The organism is Aliivibrio sp. S10_S31 (genome assembly GCF_014694495.1).
Classification (GTDB): domain Bacteria; phylum Pseudomonadota; class Gammaproteobacteria; order Enterobacterales; family Vibrionaceae; genus Aliivibrio; species Aliivibrio fischeri.
Genome location: NZ_JAAUWR010000024.1, coordinates 1 through 19,739, shown reverse-complemented (window position 1 = coordinate 19,739; position 19,739 = coordinate 1). Strand labels below are relative to the sequence as shown.

The following is a 19,739-nucleotide window of genomic DNA, read 5'->3' as shown; positions in this document are numbered from 1 at the left end:
ACATCACTAAACAAACAGGCACTATTTTATGAGCATTGCAAAAACTCTATTAACTCGTTGCGATTCTAAATGTGAACTATGTGGTTCAACTAACTCACTAGCTCCATTTGCAGTTCCGCCTAAAACAGATATCACGGTTGATAACTGTGTAATGATTTGTGATACATGTACAGCACAAATCGAAGACGCTGATAAAATGGATGTTAACCACTGGCGTTGTCTAAACGACTCTATGTGGAGCCAAGTACCAACTGTTCAAGTTATTTCTTACGTTCTTTTAAGCAAACTTGCTTCTGAATCTTGGGCTCAAGATGCGCTAGATATGATGTACGTTGAAGAAGACGTTAAAGAATGGGCTGAGAAAGCACTTCTTTCTGACGGTGAAAAACCACGTGATGTTAACGGCGTTGAACTGAAGAAAGGTGACGACGTAACAGTAATTAAAGACCTACCAGTTAAAGGTACTAACCAAGTAATCAAACAAGGTACAGTTATCCGTGGTATCAGCCTTGGTGACGATCCTCGTTTAGTTTCTGGTAAAGCTAACGGCGGTCAATCTATGTATGTAATCGCTGAGTTCTGTCGTAAAAAGTAATTGATTAATTATTAAAAGACATAAAAAAGACGCGAATATGCGTCTTTTTTTATGCCTGTATATTATTGAAATAGCTAATCCCTACTCCATTCATACACGTCACTCTGACCTTTCCTTTTAAAGAAATTAGAATGTTGCTGTATAAACTGATCTTTCTTTAATTCATCAATTGGCCATTCAGAAAAGTTTTCTTTTAGCTCAAATTTATCTGATTTGATTTGTACTGATGTAAGTTGATTTGCGGTGCGTCTAAACAGATAACCTCGGCCATTCTTCTCACATTGGAAATTGATCTGTTGTTGTTGTGTTTGATTTAACTTTAGCTTAGCAGGAAAAAATGAGCCAAATAGACACGAGTCTTCATACGTTACTATGATTTCTAGCTTATTGATATAAGTAATATTGAACACAGTAGTGAGTTTTGAACTGATATCCACGCGTCTAAATAACAGCTGCTTAGTGTCTTTAGTGCGTGTGGTTTGAATTCCATTAGAAAACGGTTCGTAGTACATCCATGACCATTCCCAATCCATGTCTCGTGATGCGTAATTAAGTTGAGATGATGAGTGTTGCCATAAAGCAAATAAAACAGCGCAGACACCTAAAATGAGCGCAACAGAGAAAGCTTTGAAAAAAGAAGTGACTGAAAACATGATGATATTGATTAATGAACGATCTTGAAAGTTTACCATATGGAAGATATAGGAACTAACATATTCATTAAAATGCATGAATAATCAAAAGCCTTTGTATAACCCCGGTAATTTTTCTAACCAACTGAATTTTTATGCTCATTGATATGTTGCAGATACAAAAAAGCCGAGACATTACATCTCGGCTTATCGACTCTATCAAACTAACATATTAGATATGTTTGCTGATTTCCACACAACTTTCTTTAGCATCACCGAAAAGCATTTCAGTGTTTTCTTTAAAGAATAGTGGGTTTTGAACACCAGCATAACCTGTGTTCATAGAACGTTTGAACACGATTACGTTTTTCGCATTCCACACTTCTAGAACTGGCATACCAGCGATTGGGCTGTTTGGATCTTCCATTGCTGCAGGGTTAACTGTATCGTTAGCACCAATAACTAGAACGGTATCTGTTTCAGATAAGTCATCGTTGATCTCGTCCATTTCTAGAACGATATCGTAAGGTACTTTAGCTTCTGCAAGAAGAACGTTCATGTGACCCGGTAAACGACCTGCAACTGGGTGGATACCAAAGCGCACTTCAACACCTTGAGCTCGAAGTTTTTCAGTGATTTCGTGAACTGGGTATTGAGCTTGAGCTACTGCCATGCCGTATCCTGGAGTGATAACAACAGACTTAGAGTTTTTAAGCATTTCTGCTACTTCTTCAGCTGTTGTTTCACGATGCTCGCCCTGCTCTTCATCACCAGATGAAGCAACAACGTCTTGACCGAAACCACCAGCAATTACGCTGATGAAAGAACGGTTCATTGCTTTACACATGATGTAAGACAGAATTGCACCTGATGAACCTACTAATGCACCAGTAACAATCAGTAGATCGTTTGATAGCATGAAACCTGCTGCTGCCGCTGCCCAACCAGAGTATGAGTTAAGCATTGAAACAACGACTGGCATATCTGCACCACCGATTGAAGCAACCAAGTGGTAACCGAATGCAAATGCGATCAGTGTTACTAGAATAAGAGCGAACATGCTGCCTTCAACACTTACAAAGTGGTAAAGAAGACCTGCAGATACAACTAATGCTAGTAAGTTCAGCTTATGACGGTGAGGTAATTGAAGTGCAGATGAGTTAATCACTCCACGTAGTTTACCGAATGCAACTAAAGAACCTGTGAAAGTAACCGCACCAATGAAGACGCCTAAGAATACTTCTACAAGGTGGATATTTAGCATAGCACCAACAAGCACACCGTGATCGATGTAACTGTTGAAACCAACAAGAACCGCAGCCATACCAACAAAGCTGTGAAGAATTGCCACAAGTTCTGGCATTTCAGTCATTTCAACTTTTTTCGCATAGTAAAGACCAATCGCGCCACCCATAGCCATTGCTACGATGATCCAACCTGTTCCTGTTGAGTCTGGGCCAAAGATGGTTGCGATAAGCGCGATAGCCATACCAGTAATACCGTAGTAGTTACCGCTACGAGCTGTCTCTTGTTTAGACAGACCTGCTAAACTCATGATAAATAGAACGGCAGATACAATATACGCTGCTTGAACTAATCCTGCTGACATTGTCCTACTCCTTATTTATCTTTACGGAACATTTCAAGCATACGCTTGGTTACAGCGAAACCGCCAAATATATTAATACTTGCGATAAGAACTGCGATAAATGCTAAAAATGAAACGACGCCATTACCCTGACCTACTTGCAGTAATGCACCTACAATGATGATGCCTGAGATAGCGTTTGTTACTGACATTAGTGGTGTGTGAAGTGAATGACTTACATTCCATACCACGTAATAACCAACCACACACGCAAGTACGAATACAGTAAAGTGTGCTAAGAATGCTGCTGGAGCTACAGACGCAACCCAACCAAATGCGGCAATACCAGCGCCGATCATTGCAAATTTCTTAACTGGTGATGTTGGCTCTTCAACTTTTGGCTCAACCTTAGCTTTTGGAGCTGCTTTCGCTTGTGGTTGTGCTGAAACTTGAATTGGTGGCGCAGGCCAAGTTACTTCGCCTTCTTTAACAACCGTTACACCACGAAGAACAACGTCTTCAAAATCGATGTTGATGTTGCCATCTTTTTCTTTACATAAAAGTTTTAGAAGGTTTACTAAGTTTGTACCGTATAGCTGAGATGATTGAGTTGGTAGACGACCAACCATATCAGTATAACCAACGATCTTAACGCCGTTTTCAGTTACGAAAACTTCGTCTTTTACTGTGTATTCACAGTTACCGCCGTTTGCTGCTGCTAAATCGACAATAACACTGCCCGCTTTCATGCTATCAACCATTTCTTTGGTGATTAGCTTCGGCGCTGGACGACCTGGGATAAGTGCTGTTGTAATGATGATATCAACGTCTTTAGCTTGAGCAGCATATAGCTCCTCTGCTTTTTTGTTGAACTCATCAGACATTTCTTTAGCATAGCCATCACCTGAGCCAGAGTTTTCTTTGAAATCAACTTCAAGGAATTCTGCACCCATTGATTGCACTTGTTCTTTTACTTCTGGACGAACGTCAAATGCACGAACGATTGCACCAAGGCTACCAGCAGCACCGATAGCAGCAAGACCTGCAACACCAGCACCAGCAACAAGTACTTTAGCCGGTGGAACTTTACCAGCCGCTGTAATTTGACCGGTAAAGAAGCGGCCAAATTCATGCGCAGCTTCAACTACAGCACGGTAACCTGCAATGTTTGCCATTGAACTTAGGGCATCAAGTGCCTGAGCACGAGAAATACGAGGGACCGAATCCATAGCAAGAACGTTAATGTTCTTTGTTGCTAGCTTCGCTAGTAGTTCTTCATTTTGTGCAGGCCAAATAAAGCTGATTAAGCTTGCGCCTTCTTGAATTAAATCGAACTCATCAACACCCGTTGCTTCATTTACTTGAGGTGCATTTACTTTCAGAATCAGTTCTGATTTCCATACATCATCTGTTGAAACAACGGTTGCGCCAGCTTGTTCAAAAGCTGAATCATCAAAGCTCGCTAAGATACCAGCGTTTGATTCTACAGCAACAGTAAAACCAAGCTTGATAAGCTGCTCAACCGTTTTAGGCGTTGCAGCAACACGGGTTTCACCCGCGAAGACTTCTCTAGGTACACCAATTTGCATAGTAATTCCTTGACTATTGGCATGAATTTGTCAGTTAGTTTTATCCAAGCTAACCGATTAATTCAAGTGTTTTGTAATAAAATGACATATTTTCATTACTTAAAATTTTATACGACCTTATTCTCACCGCTATTTAGTAAAAAAACAACATTTTGGTGACAAAAAAGAGGTCAAACCACTAATTGTTACTTATTGATTTTCAAGAATAAGTCGAAAAAACAATCAAATTGTTTATTTTTTAATATCAATCTAGTTACATTATTTAAATAATGAATCACCAAGTTGATCGATCAGTACTTTTGCTTTACTTACCATAAGTTCATCGGCGTTGGCTTTTGATGAGATAACATCAGAGCGAATAAAGCGATGTTCTTTTAATTCGCCGTTGATTTCTTTGGTGAGTTTTCCAGCAATTCGAAATTGCGAACCATCAGGTTCTGAATTTGGATAGATGAGAAAAGATTTGTACTCAACTGGTTCAACAGTAGATTCAGTTGCAGTTGATGAGCCAAATAAACGTGAAAAAAGCCCCATTTCATTTTCCTTTTTGAAATAAGGCTTATTATACATGAGAGAGTTAATTATTAAGTAGACTTACTCTAATAAACTGAGATCATTCTTTGTCAAAGAGCTCAGATATGGGTGTTATTCTGATCTCGATACGGCGGTTCTTTTTACGCCCTTCTGCATTTATGTTAGTCGCAATTGGCTCTGATTCACCAAAACCATAGGTATTGATTCGATTACCATCAACGCCATTTTCTTCTAGTAAAGCCAGAACAGAATCAGCACGTTGATTGGAGAGAGACATATTGAATTTTTTGCTGCCACGGCTGTCAGTATGACCTGCAATAAACACTTCTGACTCTGGTTTATCATTCAGTAATTTAGCTAACTGTGATAGTACAAGTTTGCTCTCATTTTTTATTTCTATACTGCCAGAATCGAAGCTCTTATCACCATTTAGTAAAATGATAATCTCTTCATTTGCTTGAGCAACACTACCAATATCTTCCGTAACAAATTGTTGTAGTTGTTGATTGTGGTAATCAACAAATGATGCAACGGTTGGTGTTTCTGCAATATCTGCCATTTCATCATCTGATGTGCTCTGACACCCCATTAATAAACTTGCTGATATGATAATTCCAAGTAACTGTTTTTTCATTATAAGTATCCCTAGTCCAAACTAAGAACAATTTACCAAACTTCTTATACAGTTACTCACTCAGTAAAAATGAAATCGAGTCACTTCATTTACTTTTGAAATTATGATGTTACTCAGTATCACCTTTGAGATTGTTTTTATTTCGAGTAATGAAAAATAGAAAAGCATAAAGGATACAAAGAGCGTACAGACCACCTAAATTCGTTAATACACCGCTTAACCCTGCCCCTTGCTGATTCAGTTTTAAAAATCCGTTAATGGCAAAACCACTAGGTAATAGATGCATGATATCGGTAATAATACTTGGTACCATTTCTGATGGCCAAATAAAGCCTGCACTAAATACAATTGGCATAGAGCTAAACAAAACAAGCAATAAAATACTTTCAGGCGTAGGAAGTATTTTACCAAGGAATAAGCCAAGTAAAATCACAGATGATATGAATGGCACCAATAAAACCAGTATTTCTAATGGTGTGCCAAATCGACTAATAGAATAAAAATCAAAGAAATAACCAAAATACAAACACGCTAATAATAATTCAGTAAAGAGGAATATTCCAAACCTAACGATCAGATGCGTTGCTGTATTTTCATTAGCTGATGATTGTTTTTGTCTCACCCCGACAGCCATTAATAAGGTTTGCTGAAGAATAAGCACAAATACCGCTGGTACGACATATTGAACATACCCCATGTAATGGTTAAATACAGGAATGTAATTAGATTGGAATGGCCTAAATGAATGAATAGCCGCATTTATCGGTGTACCATCTATAGCTAAGTGAGCAATTCGATATTCTGCTGAAATAGTTCCACCAGCGGTCATTAATCCTTCCACTATGGTACCGTAAATCAAGAAATAAGAGGCGTCACCTGCATAGCCAACCGTTGGCGCTTCGCCTAATTGAAGCTTTTTTGAAAACTCTGATGGGACAACTAAAAAGCCGGTTATCTCATTGTTCAAAAATTGACTTTTAGCCTGCTCAATACTGTTTGCTTGTTCCACGACATTAACTTGTTGTGAGGTATTGACCATTCGTGCAAACTTTCTACTTAGTTCAGATTTATCGAGATCCACCACTGAGATCTTTTGCTCTTCAGGGCTTTGATGTTGATACGGTAATGGATACAAGAACGCATAGAAAAGTACACCACCAATCATTGCTAGTACAATCGTAGTGTTACTGAATATGGCCTTTGCTTCTTTTTGAATAAGTAGAAATAGCGACATAATTTATTTCTTTAGCTTAAGAGAAAGTAATAACAAAGGAAGAGTAAATAAAGTCAGCACCCCAATGTTAGGAAATGCACTAACTAAAGAATCTCCGTAATTTGATAATTCAATTTGAGCTCGAACAAAATGGCTTGCTGGTAAAATAGAATGCCAAAACATTGCTAATGAGTTCATATCAGTTACGGGAAATGTCACCCCTAAAAATGCAAAACTCGGCGCAGTATAAGCACCTGAAATGCTCATTGCTTTTACAATGTCATTTGTACCATAACCGATGGCAATACCTAGACTGATGCAAGCAAAGCTCATCAAACTCATGTTTAAAATAAATGCCGTGATTGAACCATTAAATGGAAATCCAATTACACCGTATAAAAAATAAAACAGCACAGCGCCTAGCATCATCGCTATGCAAAAATAAACCAAGGTAAAGTTGAATATACTTAGCCGTTCTTGCTTATCAAACCACTCTCGAAGCGAGTCACATCCTATTCGTACAGATTCATTTTGCATAGCCCAAAGCATGCCAACAATAACCGCCATTTGCCAAATAGCAGGTAAGATAGCAGAAACAAGGAATTGATTATAATTACTACCAAGGTTAAACAATGGTGTAACCTGTACCTTAATCGGAACGGCTGAATTAATGGCCTGAGTCCAGGTGGTTTCTTTAATGCTTAATTGTTTAATTACTGACAGTTTGGCTTGTGCTGTCATGTCTGTTTGCATTAACGCCGAGTTTATTTGCTTAGCGATAAGAATGAACTGACCATTGTAAAATCCTGTTATTTTTGGACTTTTACCAAGCATTACGTTCTTTTCAAAATCATGAGGGATAATAATATAGCCATAATTATCGCCTTTGGTTAATGCGAGGTTGGCTTTTTCTTTATTTGGTTGAATACTTTTAACTGAAAGTGTTGGCGTTGCATCGTAATCACGGATCATCATTCTTGATAAATGAGATTGATCGAGATCGACGACATCAATGGGTAATTCTCTAACGACATTTGAAGAGAATATCCACCAAATCACAAGCGAGATAAGTAGCGGTAAAACAAAAGTTACCGCCATAACCCAAGGGCTTGTAAAGTATGAACGCCAATATGTTTTCATTGATATCATCGTATTCTGCACTTGATTCTTATTTATTTTCAACCGTAACAATGGCACTCATACCAACTCGAAGATCGGAAATAGGATTAACCGGGTGCGCCTCTATTTCAAAGGTTTTAAGATCAAAACCCTGACTATTATCAGTTGCACGCCATGTAGCATAATCACCTAAAACGGAAACATGAGTGATTTTGAAATCTTCAGTGCGATCAAGCGCAGGAAGGTATACTTTTAATACCTCACCTTTTGTGTAATTTTTTAGTTTGTCTTCACGAACATGAAAAAGTGCCCATGCTTCATTCATATCAATGACACTAACAACAGGGAACCCTTGTGGCGCTATTTCACCTGCATTTAATAGGACTTGTGAAACTTCACCTTGATACCAACTGTCAATTTTTGTATCAGCAACATAAGCTTCAACTTCTGCTACTGAACCCATCGCCATTTTTACTTTCTCGTTAGCTGCACGTTTTGTCTCAGTACGAGCACCTTCTTTGGCCATTTGATACATTTGATAAGCTGCACTTTCCGTGTATTTAGCTGCTTGCCATTGTGTGTAGGTTTCGTCTTTTTTCTGCTCAGCTACAACACCGTCTTTATATAAGTTATTTACACGAGCGTAGGTTTTTTCAAGCAATTGACTTGCCGCTTTTGCTTTACGCCATTGATCTTTTGCTGCGGCAACTTGTTGAGTTCTTGCTCCTTGTTCAGCTTCTTCTGCTAATGCGCTAGCTGCAGCTTCTCCCGCTTTTGCTTGTGCTAATTTAGCTTCGATTTCAGGGCTATAAAGTGAAAATACCGCTTGGCCTTTTTCAATCATATCGCCCTTTTTAACGTAAATGTTTTCAATACGTCCAGGGACTTTGGATGAAATATTGTATTGTTCAGCTTCAATTTGACCTTGAAGTAATTCAGGACGAGGTTGATATGCGGCCCAAAAGCTGTAGCCAATCCATCCAATAACAACCGATAAAGTAACAATGCTAATAATTTTTTTTGAGTTACTCATGAATTTACCCTTGTCTTGCTTGTAGTTGATATTGTACAAAAGTGTCTGTTTGATTGCTTAACGCCAGCAATTTAACTAAAGAAATCACATAATTAAATGAAGCTAAAGAACGTTGGGTTTTAATGCTAGCAAGATAAAGCTCAGCATCGACCACATCTAGAGACGTGGATAGCCCTTGTTTAAAGGCTTTTTCACGAAGTTCCACATTTTCTTTCGCAAGCTCTAAACTGGAAGCCAAGCCGTTATATTCATCAATCGCTTGAAGTGCTTCTCGGTAGGTTTTCTCTACCAATAATGCGAGATCTTGCTTTGCTTGTGTTTTTAAATATTGAACCTGTTGAATGGCACTGTGTGCTGCCACCACTTTATCCGAACGACCCTTGTTATCGATTAAAGGAACATTAACCCCTACTCCTACAAGCCAATCAGGTGTAATTTCTGCAGATAAACTGTCCCCTTCATATAGATTGTAGTTACCATACAGATAAACTTCAGGGTAATAGCTTCCTTTTTCGGCTTTCACTAAGCTTTTTGCTTGCAGCTCTTTTGCATCTAAGAGCGCTAACCCCGGATAAGTATCTAATGTGCTATCCACAAATGCATTTAATTGAGGCAATGATTTATTGATGAATAATTGAGTTTCAGGAGTGACGGTTTCTGTTGTTTGTAGCATGCTAACCAATGCTGCATTAGCGATGTCGTAATCTTGCTGTGCTTTTCGCAAGTCGACTTTTGCTTTGTCGTAAGACGCATCTGCTTGAAGGCGCTCTACTTTAGCAATTTGCCCTTGTTGTTGTAGTTTGATTGCATTATCACGGTGTTTCGCTAAGCCTTGCTCTACTTCACTATACGTATTAACCACTTCTTTCGCTAATACGGTACTAAAGTAATATTTTGCCAAATCTTCATAAGACGCTTGTTGTTTCATTAATAGTTGGCTACGAGCTTCCGCTGTTTTTCCTTCAGCGGCACTTTCTGCTGCTGAAATTCTACCACCAGTAAAGATCGGCCAAATAGCACGAATCGAACTGGTAAAAATATCACGCTCAGTAAGTGTTGAAGTGACTGGACCTACTAATTGTCCAAGTAATCCAGCTATTGCAGGGTTTGTATTTGTGCTATCAATTAACTGTTGTCCAGAGACGGTAACATCATCATCAAGGTAAGTGTAATTTGCACTTAACGTAATTGAAGGAAGATTGAGATCTGACGTTCCTGATGCCAACGACTCTTGTCTCTGTACATTCATTCGTTCAGCAGCAATACCGTTGTGATTATTTAATACATTTTTCCAAGCGGAATCGAAATCAACAGACTTAGCCTGTACTGATATAGATAGTAATGTAGTAATTAAGATTGAGACACGTGTCATTTTTAGCATAAACCCTCCGTTAAATAGAGTATATACTCTAAATAAACTTAGATGCAAAAAAAAGCTTATCACTAAGATAAGCTTTTTAATGCAATTAACCAGATTTATTTTGCCATTCGGATAAGAGATAGACCTATTAACCACTCTAGATCTTTACGACTCTCTTCGCCATATAGGTCTTCAACCATGCTATATAGACGCTCAATACCGTTATGTGCAAATTCATGTGCATTTGCTGATGTTACGATATGGTGGAACAAAAGGCGTAAAATAGCTCGGAATTGTTCATCTTCTAGAGATGAAATCCAGCTATCAATAAATTGTTGTTTGTCACCTTGCATATCAAGGCGCTCAGCAAAAAGACGGAAAATACGACCATCTAGCGCTGCTGTAAAATCCGTTTTCTTTGGAAAATGATGGCTAATGCCGGTTCTTGAAACACCAGTCTGTTGACTTAGTGTTGTGTACGACATTTTGTCATAGCCTAAGCGTAATAGTTGATCAATAACCGCATCCATGATTTTCTGGATGGTGATTTCAGTATCTTCTTTACTTCTTTTTGGCATAATAAAGCTCTTCTAAGTGGTTAGTCCATTAAGAAATCAATCATAAAAATGTACTAATAGTGAAATCTAGTAGATTTGTAAGATTCAAATCCTTTTATTAATTTATTTTTATCGTGTATTGCTTTCTAAGCATCATATAACAACTTGTCCGTTAAATTCGTTCTCAAAAGTAAGAAATAAAAAATGTAACGTAAATACGAAGTTGTGGCCTAAGAAAGCGTTTAGAGTCTAGTTTGCGGTATACAGTATTGAATTACAACAAACGCCTGCTGATTCTTACAAAAATTTGTCATATGGGTGCGTTTTTTGAGAAATTCATCCCAAGTTAAGTAACTGTGCGTAATTCTTTGTTCAGATGTTATCTTTTATGCAACTAGATATTCAATATGATAAAAATGGTAGAGTTCTGATAAAAAGCAGCATAGTATTACCCTACTACTACTATTGAGGATACAAGCAATGAGTTCTGAAGTTGAACAAAACGTACCATGTGAAGCATGTGGTTGTAGTGCAGAAATGGGTTTTGTGATTAAAGAAGGTGATGATGTTGCTGAAGTAAGCATCTTCGCTGACAATAAAGTATTATTAGAATCCGAATTTTCTAACTACCTAGCATTGGCTAAAGAAGTATGTGCAGACGTTGAGCACAGTATTGTAATTACCGAAGATGAAAAAGAATTGCATGCGCGTCTTAAGTTTTCATGCAGTGCAGAAAAACTAATTTATGAATTAAAAACACGTTCTTTACGTCGCTAATTTTTAGTTCAAAATGAAAAAAAGGCCCTAACTAGTTACCTAGAGGGCCTTTTTTATTAATTCTGTTTTATTAAAGAGCTACGATATTAGCTGCTTGCGGGCCTTTTTGACCTTGCTCAACATCGAAAGACACTGCTTGGCCTTCTTTTAACGTTTTGAAGCCTTCTGATTGAATTTGGCTAAAGTGAGCGAACACATCAGGTCCATTCTCTTGAGCAATAAAACCAAAACCTTTTTCTTCGTTAAACCATTTAACAGTACCAGTTGCTTTAGCCATGATGTTTCCTTAAACCTTAAAAATTTGAGTTTACTAGTGACACATTTGTCGCTTCGGTATCCATTACCGAATTTCACTATAACAAAAGTAGTTTCATAAATGAAACGTAAAATAAGGACCTATATCACTGATTTGAGATTAAACTTATTTGCAAATTTGTCGATAATATAGGAATAGATTCATTTACCGTGAAAATTATGTCTAAATTCAATTACCTGCTGACTGGCCTTATTGGCTGTGTATTTTTAAGCAATCCAGTTTATGCAGAAAAGCTAAACAAACATCGTTTAATTAATCATATTGATAGTTATGGAAATATTACGCTTAGAAACACAGATTACACAGAGTTGCCTGATGACCTTGTTCTTAAAGGTAATTTGAATCTTGCGAATAGTAAAATCAAAAAATTACCAAAAGGTTTAGTTGTAAAAGGCAACTTAAATTTAGCCAATACGGTTATTAGAACCATTCCTCGTGGTACGAAGGTTGAAGGTTATTTGAACTTAGCTGGTACGACTGAACTAAAACGTTACCCTCGTGGTATTAAAGTGGCAGGCTTTATTAATTTTGCTGGCTCTAATGTTACAGAACTTCCGCAACGTTTAACGGTAAATGGTGACTTAAGTGTAATTAGAACTCCCCTTACTCAATTACCGAAACAGCTAACGGTTACAGGAAATCTATATTTAGGTTATTCAAAAATCACAACGCTTCCTGATGATTTAGTTGTAAAAGGCAACATTTATTTAGGTGGCCAACAAATTACTGAATTCCCAGAAACCATAAAAGTTGATGGTTATATTTTTAAGTAGCATTACAATAAGCTCATAAAAAATATTATGGGCAGTATTATGTTAGACAACCTACACGAGATGGTTATTTTTGCTACCGTAGCAAATGAATTAAATTTTACTCGAGCTGCTGAAAAGCTTGGGATATCTAAATCTCATGTATCCAAACAAGTTAAAGCGTTAGAAACTCGATTAGATTGCCAACTGGTTCAACGTAATAATCGCTCTGTTTCCATTACGGAGTTAGGCAGCCAGTATGCGGAGTATTGTCAAAAATTAATTGATATTGCTTATGAAGCTGATGCTCTACTTGATGCCCATCATGGTAGGATCTCTGGTGTATTTAAAGTTGGAATTGCTCAATCGTTTGGCAACAGCCACATTATTCATGCTCTAGCTGAATTCCAAGCACAGTTTCCTGAAATTGAACTCGAAGTGAGTCTTTTTGATCATAAACCAAAACTGCTTGAAGATGGTTTAGATTGCTGGATTGCAATTCATGATGATTTACCTGAAGGTATGGTGGCAAGAAAAATAGCCGATTGTCGATTTGTTGTTGCTGCTTCTCCTGGTTATATTGAGCAACATGGCTGCCCTACACGTCCTGCTGAGTTGGTAAAACATAAATGCATTACTTATCAAAGTAACGAACGAAGATTTAATGATTGGGAGTTCACTCGTGATGGTGTACACCAAGTGGTTAATGTTCAAAGTAATTTTAAAATTGATAATGCTTCTGCCATTTTAGACGCAACAAAAGCCGGTGCAGGTATCGCATACTTAGCAAGCTATTTATTAGAAAATGAATTTGATAATGGCAGCTTAGTTCGATTATTAAAAGAATGGCAGGCAGATATGAAGTTACCGATTTATGCTGTATACCCAAGGAGACAGCATTTGCCTCCTAAGGTAAGAACCTTTATCGATTTCTTATCCCAACAAGTTGGTAATCCTCCTCATTGGGATAAAAAGCTATTTAACTGATTTATAAGCTAGGTTCAGTTTTGCCTTTGTGTGCGTTGTTAACTGGATTAGCGTAAAGCGCACGTAGATAAGGCTTTTCTTCTTCTGTTAATTGAGCGAGTTTTTCATTTAACTCGCTGATTACGCCTTGATTAACATCATTTGACTCAATATTTGCAGCAGCGTAATTGATTGGGAATAAGTGGTAGTTTTGTGTGATTTGCTTATCCATCTCGACCGCTAATTCATCTGCATTTTCAGGCGCATTAGTTACAACGTCACCAAAATGAATATGGATGCGTTTTTTATTGCCGATGATACCTTTAATAATGCTATCGATATCCTCAAACTCGCCTTTTTCATAAGAGCCTTGAGTTGCTAACGCATTCAGTTCTTTCGCCTTTTGAAGATCCAGAGGGTCATTTTCGTATGAAATGGATACAGGAACAATATTTAAACCGTTCATGTAATCGGCGAAACTTTCTTTACGCTTACGCCCTTCTACATGAAACATTTTTAAAATAGCTGGATCTGTAAAATCATTACCGTCTTTCGCTCGACCTTCTTTTTGGGCAATCCAAATTGAATTATTGGTTTCTAGCGAATGTTTGATGTATGAAGATAATAAGCCTAATGCTTGAAGCATTTGACGAGGCGCTTTTGCTGAGCGTTTTACAATAAAACTTTTATTCAGTTTCATTAACTCAGTACTGCACGCTTTCTTTAATAGGTTGTCACCAATAGCAATACGTACCGTCTGCATTTTGTTGTTGTATAAAACCCAGTTCATTAATGCTGGATCCATTGCAATATCACGGTGATTAGATACGAACAAGTAAGATTGTTCTGGATCTAATTTATCAAGACCTGAATGAGTAATACCACCGGTTGTGGTTTTTATGGTTTTATTCAAATACTTTGCAACATTAATTTGCACATCTTCAACTGTTTTGATTTTTGATAATGTGCTACGTAATTTGTAACGTAGTAATGGAGCAAGAAGCCAAAACAAAAACTTAGATGCTGATGGAAATTTGTAGTGAAGAATGGCTGTTATAAATTCATCATCAGAAATTAATCGCTCAATAGCCGCAGGCACTTCGTTGTCGTTATATGGACGAATTTCTTGATAGATATCTTGTGTGGTCATGTTTGGACTTCTGGTTACCGAAAATGGAATAAGCGCACATTCTACTTGATTTTTATGTCGTTGTACGTGATCAATTTCAGAGGTCGTACCATTGGGGCTCAAATCAATGATAAAGCATGAGAATGCATTGATTTTTTAATGGAAACCAGTAAAGTTACGCACTTCAATTTAGAGGTCGATATGAAAAACGCTATTACTTTTGAGTCAGACACACTTACTACGCTTTTTTACACTGCTCGTAAGAAGAAAAATCATTACGAACTGGTTTCGGTTGAATCTGGCGCAATGCTAATTCGTCTTGGCAAGTGGGAATATTTAGTTGAAGCTGGAGAGATGTTTTGGCTGCCGTTCGACTCTTTAATCTCAGAAACGGTGGTTCCTAATTCGACCATTTCTAGAATTTGTTTTTCTATAAGAACTCGTGAAAACTTACCGCACCAAGGTGGCTACCTTCACTCGACTCCATTACTTTGTGCTGCTTTAAATAAGCTTCAAACGAAAACTATCAGCAACGAAGCACAGCAACGTCTATTATCTGTAATTCAGGATGAGATCTTGGATTCGACTTGTCACACATCACTTTCTGATAAATCCAATTCGATAACGCGTTATGTTGCAGAATTAGGGAAAAGCACAATTCCAGAAGACGTCGATTTATCTGCCGATATGATGATGCTATTAAAAGTTCGTGAAGCAGACAAACTGAGAAAATCCGGTGGTAAAATGGATGTTATTGCTGAAAGGCTGTTTGAGGGTAATGTTCAATTAATGGAGCAGGCTTTTGCTATTTTAAGTGAATAACTGCCTGCTTTAACAAAGGTCTTTATGAATTAGATGGTTACTGAAAAGGCACTTCAAATTGCATAAAGACCTGATCATCTGCTTTATCGTGCCAGCGATAATCAATACGAAATCGTGCACTTTTGCCTTTTTTCTCGCCACCAAACGCCAAGCTCAACTGTAAACCGTGGCTTTCAAGCCATTCGCCATACGATTCAAATTCTTCAATTTTTTTATCATAATACTCTTCTGGTTGCCAAACGGTAAACCCAACAGCACTATCGCTTAAATAACCCGTTAGTAATGGGTCATCACCTGTACTGTAAGCCCAGCTTTCCCAGAATGTAGGTTCTTCAAACACTTCGCTTTCGATTCTATTGGTCATACTGGTCAGTTGATTAATGAACTGGTTTACTTCAAACAGTGGAATTAAGCATGATGAGGTTGAAGAGTAAATTTCACGAGAATAACTATCGTAACTTTCCTGAAAACAAGTGGCCTTATTCCCTGCACTCACATTTAAAGGCAGTAAGAAAAGTAGACTAAGTAAACTCACTTGTTTCTTCATTTATTGTTACTCGTATAATCGATGTTTCTTTATATAATCCGCAACATGCGGTGTTGTTAAGTGGCTAATTTCCATATTGTCACCAATTGCGTTCCTTATGTCTGTGCTGCGGATCGCAACTGTTTCAGGACATGCCATGACAGACCAACGTTTTACTATTTCGTCTGACTTATGAAACTTAGCAAATTGTAATAGGTTGTCTGGTCCTATTATGAAAGTTATATCGGCGTTTTTTTCATTTTCTTGAAGCTTATTTAGCAGTGAAAATGTAGTTACGCTCTGATCTGGAATGTAAATCTCTTTTTCCAATGTCGAGATTTCGACATTTTTGATAATTAAATCTTTAGCAAATTCATTCAACATTTCTACACGAGTATCAAATGAAAGCATGGTTTTTCCCCACGCATGGGCAATACTCGGTACGAGTAATACTCTATCAAAATGCCCAAGACGCTCGATAACGCTTTTATGACCAAGAGATGGCGGATTAAACGCGCTTCCAAATACAGCAATCTTCATACAAACTTCCTATCGACTTGATTATAAACAGCATAAGTGAAAATTTTGTCAAAGGCTATGCCATGTATCATTTCTCTATTATTAATTACATTATTTCAGTATTATTAATCAACATTAATCGTAAATAAGACTCGAATGAGCAAAGGAATGAGTAATGCAGCAGCAAATTGTTGAAGAAATGAAAGTAAAGGTGTCAATTGACCCTGTTGAAGAGATCAAAAAACGTGTGGACTTTATTAAAAGTAAATTGCTTGAAGCTCACTGTAAATCGTTAATTCTTGGTATCAGTGGTGGTGTTGATTCGACAACTTGTGGTCGTTTAGCTCAACTTGCCGTAAATGAACTTAACCTTGAGACTCAAAGTTCTGATTATCAATTTATCGCAGTTCGTCTTCCTTATGGTATCCAAAAAGATGAAGATGAAGCACAATTGGCACTTCAATTTATTCAGCCGACCCACTCTATTAGTATCAATATTAAAGAAGGTGTTGATGGTTTGCATTCTGCTAATCACATCGCACTTCAAGATACGGACTTATTGCCAACAGACAGTGCAAAAATTGATTTTGTAAAAGGTAACGTTAAGGCTCGTGCTCGTATGATCGCTCAATACGAAGTTGCAGGTTATGTCGGTGGTTTGGTATTGGGTACTGATCATTCAGCTGAAAATATTACGGGCTTTTATACTAAATTTGGTGATGGTGCGTGTGACTTAGCGCCTTTATTTGGTTTAAATAAGCGCCAAGTTCGTGAGGTTGCAGCACAATTAGGTGCGCCTGAACAGTTAGTTAAAAAAGTGCCTACTGCTGATTTAGAAGAGTTAGCACCACAGAAAGCGGACGAAGATGCTTTATCTGTTAGCTATGATCAAATTGATGACTTTTTGGAAGGTAAAAAAATTGATGCTGATGCAGAAGCTCGATTAATTAAAATCTACCAAATGTCTCAGCATAAACGTAAGCCTATCCCAACCATTTATGATTAATCATTAATAGTTGGTAATGGTATTTGATTAATGACTAAGGCTTCTTTTGATGCTTTAGTCATTTTTTTTATACGATATTCGTATTTTAAAGCAATGGATTTATTTTCAACGTCGCAATGCCAAACTAAGGTCAAAGGGCCTTTTCCTTTAAGGTATTTTGCCCCTTTCCCATCTTGATGCATTTTAAAGCGTCGTTCTAAATTATTAGTAATACCGCAATACAAGCTACCTACCCGAGTTCTTATCAGGTAGATAAACCATGTGTTCTTTTCTTCAATCATTATTTATCAAGTAAATTGTTGATAAGTTTCTTTAGTTCTTCTACTTCAAGTTTTAAATCAGCCACGTCTGATTCGAGTGCCACAATACGTTCATTATCACGTGACTCTGAAGGCACCTGTTGAAACGTTGCTGTTGCTTGACTGATTTCCCCACAGAATAAATGAGCAAAACGTGCCTCTCTTTTACCTGGTTCTTTTTCTAATTTGATCACTTTAGGGTTGTGTTCATCTGCAGAAAGACCATTTAATACATTTTCAACTTGAGCTACGTTATCAAATTCGCACAAACGCTGTGTTCTTGTGCGAAGTTCGCCTGGTGTTTGCGGACCACGCAAAAACAAAACACATAAAATAGCAAGTTCTTGCTTAGAAAGCTTAAGGCTACCAAATTCAGTATTGCAGAAACGATGTTGGTATTTCGCTACGCGTGAATTACCTCGAGTTTCATCAGTAATGATACGTTCTTGGATCAGTGCATTCACACTATCTAAGACATCAGAATCCGTTAGTGAGGTTACAGGGTCACGATTGCTTTTTTGATTACAGGCGGTTGTTAATGCATTGAGAGTTAATGGATATTGCTCTGGCGTTGTGATTTCTTTTTCAATTAAACAGCCGATAATACGGATCTCAGTCTCGCTAAATATTCTCATTTTATCTTTTCCTTGCTTATAACCGCCCAAAATGACGTAAGTGTGAGCTAAGCGGTTAAAATATGTTATTAACTAATCAATTAGTAGATACGCTATATTCTATTCATGATAGTATTCTTTAGTTAAATTAATATCAATTGGAGAAACACTCATGGGCCTTTTTAGTAGTCGGTCTACCTCGGCATCTTTATCTATCGTTGCAAAAGGTTGCCGTATCATCGGTAATCTAGAATCAGAACAAAGCATCCAAATTGATGGTTATGTTCAAGGTAATATTGCAACTGAAGCTGAAGTGATTGTTACTCCTACTGGGAGAGTTCAGGGCGATATCAAAGCGGGATTAGTTTTGATTAATGGTTTGGTTGAAGGAACTTGCCAAGGTGGCGAAGTGAATATTCAAGCTAAAGGTAAATTTAAGGGAACCATGCAAACCCAACACCTTACTATCGATAAAGGTGGTTTGTTAATTGGTGAAAACCTTGAAGTTGTTGAAGTTGAAAACGTCACTAAGATTTCTTCAAACAGAGACCTAGATAAAGAAGCAAGTGAAGATAGCTCAAAATCTGCGTAATACCATCTTTTTAACACTGTATTGATCTTGTTATTGTTTTCGCTATCGCATTTATGATTTAATCAAGATAGAAGCTATTAAATATTATAGGAAATTGAAATGAACAACGTTTTTGAAATCATCAACCAAGCTCGTCGTAAAAACAAACTGAAGCGTGAACTTCAAGACAACCAAAAGAAAATTCGTGATAACCAAAAGCGTGTAACGCTTCTAGAAAACATGCTTGATTACATTCACCCTACTATGACTACAGCAGAAGTTATTGCAGTTGTTGAAAACATGAAAGCAGATTACGAAGACCGTGTTGATGACCACATCATCAAAAGTGCTGAAATCTCTAAATCTCGTCGTGATATCAGCCGTAAGATCCGTGAACTGACAGAAGCTGATAAAAAAGCGAACAAATAATCGCTTGTTTATTTTGTAAAAAAGGAGGCTAATTAGCCTAATGCCGATCGTTTAAGGGACTTGAACGATCCTTGGCAGCCTTCATAATCGGTCTTAAATTTATTTTAAGGCCGATTTTTTATGTCTGAGTTTTCTCGTGAATTACAATTAACTGCAGAATTT

24 protein-coding genes are annotated in these 19,739 nt (G+C 37.5%); 8 read left to right on the top strand and 16 right to left on the bottom strand.

The window, feature by feature from the left end:
* Positions 1-28 precede the first annotated feature (28 nt).
* Positions 29-595: a PhnA domain-containing protein gene (locus HC728_RS17310; RefSeq protein ID WP_005422752.1), complete on the top strand. Its 567-nt coding sequence runs from the start codon at positions 29-31 to the stop codon at positions 593-595.
* Between the two features lie 74 nt (positions 596-669).
* Here HC728_RS17310 and HC728_RS17305 read toward each other — a convergent pair whose 3' ends face one another.
* From HC728_RS17305 to HC728_RS17260, 10 genes are all read right to left on the bottom strand, one after another.
* Complete coding sequence (locus HC728_RS17305; protein WP_238933823.1) at positions 670-1,326, bottom strand: hypothetical protein; 657 nt, start codon at positions 1,324-1,326, stop codon at positions 670-672.
* 133 nt (positions 1,327-1,459) lie between these two features.
* Positions 1,460-2,836 carry a Re/Si-specific NAD(P)(+) transhydrogenase subunit beta gene (gene pntB, locus HC728_RS17300; protein WP_005422758.1) on the bottom strand — a complete coding sequence of 459 codons (1,377 nt, stop codon included), beginning with the start codon at positions 2,834-2,836 and terminating at the stop codon, positions 1,460-1,462.
* A gap of 11 nt (positions 2,837-2,847) precedes the next feature.
* Positions 2,848-4,404: a Re/Si-specific NAD(P)(+) transhydrogenase subunit alpha gene (gene pntA / locus HC728_RS17295; RefSeq protein ID WP_065621621.1), complete on the bottom strand. Its 1,557-nt coding sequence runs from the start codon at positions 4,402-4,404 to the stop codon at positions 2,848-2,850.
* A 258-nt stretch (positions 4,405-4,662) separates the two neighbouring features.
* The gene (locus HC728_RS17290; RefSeq protein ID WP_017019440.1) at positions 4,663-4,938 is read right to left on the bottom strand and encodes an HlyU family transcriptional regulator; all 276 of its coding nucleotides are present in this window, start codon (positions 4,936-4,938) and stop codon (positions 4,663-4,665) included.
* Positions 4,939-5,017: 79 nt separating this feature from the next.
* Positions 5,018-5,572: an OmpA family protein gene (locus HC728_RS17285; protein ID WP_017019441.1), complete on the bottom strand. Its 555-nt coding sequence runs from the start codon at positions 5,570-5,572 to the stop codon at positions 5,018-5,020.
* Positions 5,573-5,681: 109 nt separating this feature from the next.
* Positions 5,682-6,806 carry an ABC transporter permease gene (locus HC728_RS17280; protein WP_190395805.1) on the bottom strand — a complete coding sequence of 375 codons (1,125 nt, stop codon included), beginning with the start codon at positions 6,804-6,806 and terminating at the stop codon, positions 5,682-5,684.
* A gap of 3 nt (positions 6,807-6,809) precedes the next feature.
* Positions 6,810-7,925 (bottom strand): ABC transporter permease, encoded by a 1,116-nt coding sequence (locus tag HC728_RS17275; RefSeq protein WP_238933822.1) that lies wholly within the window; start codon positions 7,923-7,925, stop codon positions 6,810-6,812.
* 28 nt (positions 7,926-7,953) lie between these two features.
* Positions 7,954-8,937 (bottom strand): HlyD family secretion protein, encoded by a 984-nt coding sequence (locus tag HC728_RS17270; protein ID WP_155654767.1) that lies wholly within the window; start codon positions 8,935-8,937, stop codon positions 7,954-7,956.
* 4 nt (positions 8,938-8,941) lie between these two features.
* A complete protein-coding gene (locus HC728_RS17265) occupies positions 8,942-10,318 on the bottom strand; it encodes a TolC family protein (RefSeq protein WP_054776234.1) in 1,377 nt (458 codons plus the stop codon).
* A 95-nt stretch (positions 10,319-10,413) separates the two neighbouring features.
* On the bottom strand, positions 10,414-10,875 hold the full coding sequence (locus HC728_RS17260; RefSeq protein WP_005422766.1) for a TetR/AcrR family transcriptional regulator: 462 nt from the start codon (positions 10,873-10,875) through the stop codon (positions 10,414-10,416).
* 459 nt (positions 10,876-11,334) lie between these two features.
* On the opposite strand from HC728_RS17260, the gene HC728_RS17255 reads away from it, so the two are divergent.
* Positions 11,335-11,631 (top strand): YfcZ/YiiS family protein, encoded by a 297-nt coding sequence (locus tag HC728_RS17255; RefSeq protein WP_005422768.1) that lies wholly within the window; start codon positions 11,335-11,337, stop codon positions 11,629-11,631.
* A gap of 70 nt (positions 11,632-11,701) precedes the next feature.
* Here HC728_RS17255 and HC728_RS17250 read toward each other — a convergent pair whose 3' ends face one another.
* Complete coding sequence (locus HC728_RS17250) at positions 11,702-11,908, bottom strand: cold-shock protein (protein WP_005422769.1); 207 nt, start codon at positions 11,906-11,908, stop codon at positions 11,702-11,704.
* Positions 11,909-12,105: 197 nt separating this feature from the next.
* Between HC728_RS17250 and HC728_RS17245 the strand changes: the two genes are divergently transcribed.
* Positions 12,106-12,720 (top strand): hypothetical protein, encoded by a 615-nt coding sequence (locus HC728_RS17245; protein ID WP_065621618.1) that lies wholly within the window; start codon positions 12,106-12,108, stop codon positions 12,718-12,720.
* Between the two features lie 39 nt (positions 12,721-12,759).
* Complete coding sequence (locus HC728_RS17240) at positions 12,760-13,683, top strand: LysR family transcriptional regulator (RefSeq protein ID WP_005422771.1); 924 nt, start codon at positions 12,760-12,762, stop codon at positions 13,681-13,683.
* Position 13,684: 1 nt separating this feature from the next.
* Here the strand turns inward: HC728_RS17240 and HC728_RS17235 are convergent, their stop codons facing one another.
* Complete coding sequence (locus tag HC728_RS17235; RefSeq protein WP_005422772.1) at positions 13,685-14,812, bottom strand: 1-acyl-sn-glycerol-3-phosphate acyltransferase; 1,128 nt, start codon at positions 14,810-14,812, stop codon at positions 13,685-13,687.
* A gap of 138 nt (positions 14,813-14,950) precedes the next feature.
* Here HC728_RS17235 and HC728_RS17230 point away from each other — a divergent pair, with 138 nt between their 5' ends.
* Positions 14,951-15,613 carry a hypothetical protein gene (locus HC728_RS17230; protein ID WP_065621617.1) on the top strand — a complete coding sequence of 221 codons (663 nt, stop codon included), beginning with the start codon at positions 14,951-14,953 and terminating at the stop codon, positions 15,611-15,613.
* Positions 15,614-15,650: 37 nt separating this feature from the next.
* On the opposite strand, the gene HC728_RS17225 is transcribed toward HC728_RS17230, so the two are convergent.
* On the bottom strand, positions 15,651-16,160 hold the full coding sequence (locus HC728_RS17225; protein WP_017019450.1) for a hypothetical protein: 510 nt from the start codon (positions 16,158-16,160) through the stop codon (positions 15,651-15,653).
* A 6-nt stretch (positions 16,161-16,166) separates the two neighbouring features.
* Positions 16,167-16,679, bottom strand: coding sequence for a nicotinate-nicotinamide nucleotide adenylyltransferase (locus HC728_RS17220; protein ID WP_065604624.1), 513 nt, complete (start codon positions 16,677-16,679; stop codon positions 16,167-16,169).
* Between the two features lie 154 nt (positions 16,680-16,833).
* On the opposite strand from HC728_RS17220, the gene nadE reads away from it, so the two are divergent.
* Positions 16,834-17,664 carry an ammonia-dependent NAD(+) synthetase gene (gene nadE, locus HC728_RS17215; protein WP_065604625.1) on the top strand — a complete coding sequence of 277 codons (831 nt, stop codon included), beginning with the start codon at positions 16,834-16,836 and terminating at the stop codon, positions 17,662-17,664.
* On the opposite strand, the gene HC728_RS17210 is transcribed toward nadE, so the two are convergent.
* Together HC728_RS17210 and HC728_RS17205 are read right to left on the bottom strand one after the other, a co-directional pair.
* The gene (locus HC728_RS17210) at positions 17,661-17,945 is read right to left on the bottom strand and encodes a GIY-YIG nuclease family protein (protein WP_065597492.1); all 285 of its coding nucleotides are present in this window, start codon (positions 17,943-17,945) and stop codon (positions 17,661-17,663) included. The two genes, nadE and HC728_RS17210, sit on opposite strands and share 4 nt — an antisense overlap.
* Positions 17,945-18,598 (bottom strand): YceH family protein, encoded by a 654-nt coding sequence (locus HC728_RS17205; RefSeq protein WP_065621616.1) that lies wholly within the window; start codon positions 18,596-18,598, stop codon positions 17,945-17,947. Before HC728_RS17205 ends, HC728_RS17210 begins: the two co-directional genes overlap by 1 nt.
* A gap of 151 nt (positions 18,599-18,749) precedes the next feature.
* Between HC728_RS17205 and HC728_RS17200 the strand changes: the two genes are divergently transcribed.
* Both HC728_RS17200 and HC728_RS17195 read left to right on the top strand, forming a co-directional pair.
* Positions 18,750-19,169 (top strand): polymer-forming cytoskeletal protein, encoded by a 420-nt coding sequence (locus HC728_RS17200; RefSeq protein ID WP_065621615.1) that lies wholly within the window; start codon positions 18,750-18,752, stop codon positions 19,167-19,169.
* Between the two features lie 99 nt (positions 19,170-19,268).
* The gene (locus tag HC728_RS17195; protein WP_005422781.1) at positions 19,269-19,577 is read left to right on the top strand and encodes a DUF496 family protein; all 309 of its coding nucleotides are present in this window, start codon (positions 19,269-19,271) and stop codon (positions 19,575-19,577) included.
* Positions 19,578-19,739 lie beyond the last annotated feature (162 nt).